The organism is Desulfobaculum sp. (assembly GCF_054921475.1).
Window position 1 is genome coordinate 1 of the sequence record NZ_JBUDSW010000350.1, and the last position, 2,939, is coordinate 2,939.

The following is a 2,939-nucleotide window of genomic DNA, read 5'->3' on the forward strand; positions in this document are numbered from 1 at the left end:
GTTCCAGCGGGGGCGTTGTTGTGTGGTGCTGTGGCATGCGCCGCGCTGTGGGCGGTTTTGTGGGGGGCGGCCGTGCAGTTGGCTACGAGTCGCCGCTTTGGCAGGGACCGTGCACTTCAATGCAGTCCTGCGGGCAGAGGGCGATGGCCTCGGCCATTTCCGCTTCGGTCGCGCAGTCCTTGCGCAGGACGACTTCTTCGTTGAGGTCGTCCCATTCAAACAGGTCGGGGCACATCTCCACGCAGCCCATACACGCGGTACAGTCCACGCGGTTGATGGAGATTTCCTTTTTTTCGCTCATGGTGGTGCATCTTCCTTTGGCTGAGAGCAATGGGAGTGGGAGCCCCAATGCTACCGAAGCTGCATGCTGGCCGCAACATGCTCAAGGGTGGTCTGGCCGTGGAAGATGATGCGTTGCGCCACGTCGCGCACCTCGGCGCTGCGGCCTTGTCTGGCCGCGTGCTCCAGCCGCTCCGCCTGCTGCCTGAGGGACAGGGCGCTGATGGTTGCCGCCGCGCCCTTGATGGAGTGGGCAATGCGGCGCAGCGCGGTTTCGTCATCCTGAGAGAGCGCGCTGCTGAGGGCGGTGAGCTTTGGTGGAAGGTCATCCAGAAAGACGGCGTACAGTTCGCTCAGGAACCGGGTGTTGCCGCGCAGGCGGTGGAGTGTGGCCTGTTCGTCAAGGATGGGCGTACTGACGCCGGTGGGGATGCGGTAGGGCATGGTGCCGTCCGGAGCTTGTGATGTATGCCGCCAGCGGGGCGGGCTGCCGTGTCCCATGTGCTTTTCTCGGTAAGGGGGGGACAAGGCAACGCTCGCCTCCGGCGAGGGACCTGCGTAGCCGCTGTGCACAAAACGGTCTATCGGGTACAGTTGGAAAAAGCGTACAGCTTTTGCGGCAGGTTGGCAAAGTGGGCTGTGAAAAATATGCACCGCAAGGCCCCCATGGCGCATCCTGAGATGGACGTAGGGAAAGCGTGCGGGGCGCGTCATGCGCCACTTTGAGCAAACGTGTTGAAATACGCGGTGTTTTCCAGTAGTCTACAATGGAAGTGTTCTGCATGCCTTGCGTGTTTCCGCATAACCTTTGTGTTTTTCTGCGCGCCGCGTGGACCCGAGGTGCAGTCTGCCATGTATATCCGTTGCTGGGGCTCAAGAGGGTCCATCCCCGTATCCGGGCCGGAATACAACCGCTATGGCGGCGATACCACGTGTATGGAGGTCCGAAACGCGCGGGACGACATTGTCATCATAGACGCCGGTTCCGGCATCCGCCGCCTTGGCAACGCGCTTCTTGCGGAAGGGCGTTTTGACTACACCATGCTCTTTACGCATCTGCACTGGGACCATGTTCTTGGTCTGCCGTTTTTCAAGCCAATCTTCCTGCCCAAAACAACACTAAATATCCGCGGTTGCCCCTTTGGCATGGGCGCGCTGGAAACTCTGCTGGAAGGCGTCATGACAGCGCCGTACTTTCCTGTGCCCTACAAAGCGCTGCTGTCCAACATTACGCATGAAATCGCCTGCGGTGTGGACCTCACCATCGGCGAGATGCGCATCACATCCATTGCTCTCAACCACCCCAACAAGGGACTGGGCTACAAGTTTGAGGAAAACGGCAAGAGTTTTGTCTTCCTTACCGACAACGAGCTGGACTTCGCCCACGATGGCGGCCTGTCGCCCGAGGACTACGCCGCCTTCAGCGAAGGGGCGGACCTGCTCATTCATGACGCTGAATACCTGCCAAAGCAGTATAATGAACTCACCCGCGGCTGGGGGCACACGCTGTATACCGACGCCCTGAATCTGGCCATTGATGCGGGGGTGAAGCGCTATGGCATGTTCCACATCAATCAGGAGCGCACGGACGAGCAGGTGGATGAGATGGTGGAGCACTGCAACCGCATTCTGAAAAAACGAGGCGTAGAGATGGACTGCTTTGCCGTGGCGCAGAATCAGGAGTTTGAGCTGTAATGCATGCGCAAAGCGGTACATGGCAGGGCGCATGCGTGCTGGGCCGGGTGTGGGCGCTGGCCGTGGTGCTGGCGGGCTTTGCCGCGCTGTGCGTCCCGAACACCGTGCGCGCGGAGGTGAAGACCCTTACGGCGGAGCACGTGTACGTGCTTGGGGATAACGACACCCGCACCGAGGCCCGCCGCATCTGCTTTATGCAGGCCAAGCGCAAACTGGTGGAGCAGGTTGGCACCTATGTGGAGGTGCTGACGGAGATGAGCGACTTTCGGCTGACGCGCGACGAGGTGCGCTCCTTTACTGCCGCGACCATGCAGGTGGAGGTGGATGAGGAGACGTTCTTTATGAAGGACAAGAGCTTTGCGGTGCGCATGAAGGTGCGCGCGCGGGTGGATGGCGACGCCATGCGCGAGCGCCTGCAAACCGCAGCGCGCCAGCGCGACGACCTTGTCCGTATGCGCGAGCGCTACGACACCACGCGCCGCCTTGAGGACAAGGCTCTTGCCGTGCAGGAGCGTCTGCGCACGGCCCCGCCGGAGCAGGCCGCCCCGCTGCGGCAGGAGCGCGACGCCATTCTCGGCACCCTTGAGGAAACGCAGGCGCGCTATGATGCCATCATGCAGACCCGGAAAACGCAGGCGGACTACGCAGAGCGCTTTGTTGAAGCGGACATGACCCGCAGTGAAGTGCGCTCCCTGCTTGGCGAGCCGCGAACCATCCGCCGCAACGGCGATTCCGCCACCTTTGAGTGCTGGAACTACGGCCGGGTGTGGGTGGTGTTTCGCGATGGGCTGGTGGTGTGCCGCCGCGAAAGCCTCAGCTACAGCCAGCGCCACGGCGGAGACTGCCATTGCTCCGGCTTTGTCGGAACGGGCGGGGTGTTTATGGAGTAGGCAGGGCATGGCGGGAGCGCGCCGATATGGGCGCAGTGCTGGACACGGACGGGCCAAATGGTCCGTCTTTTCTTT

General features: G+C 61.6%; 4 protein-coding genes. 2 read left to right on the forward strand and 2 right to left on the reverse strand.

Annotation, left to right across the window (positions count from 1 at the left end):
• Nucleotides 1-82: 82 nt before the first annotated feature.
• The gene (locus tag ACY69P_RS15735; RefSeq protein WP_462328166.1) at nt 83-301 is read right to left on the reverse strand and encodes a ferredoxin; all 219 of its coding nucleotides are present in this window, start codon (nt 299-301) and stop codon (nt 83-85) included.
• A gap of 50 nt (nt 302-351) precedes the next feature.
• Nucleotides 352-780, reverse strand: a complete 429-nt coding sequence (locus tag ACY69P_RS15740; protein ID WP_459898514.1) for an Hpt domain-containing protein — start codon at nt 778-780, stop codon at nt 352-354.
• 351 nt (nt 781-1,131) lie between these two features.
• On the opposite strand from ACY69P_RS15740, the gene ACY69P_RS15745 reads away from it, so the two are divergent.
• Nucleotides 1,132-1,974, forward strand: a complete 843-nt coding sequence (locus ACY69P_RS15745) for an MBL fold metallo-hydrolase (RefSeq protein ID WP_459898516.1) — start codon at nt 1,132-1,134, stop codon at nt 1,972-1,974.
• On the forward strand, nt 1,974-2,864 hold the full coding sequence (locus tag ACY69P_RS15750; RefSeq protein ID WP_462328167.1) for a hypothetical protein: 891 nt from the start codon (nt 1,974-1,976) through the stop codon (nt 2,862-2,864). Before ACY69P_RS15745 ends, ACY69P_RS15750 begins: the two co-directional genes overlap by 1 nt.
• Nucleotides 2,865-2,939: the final 75 nt, after the last annotated feature.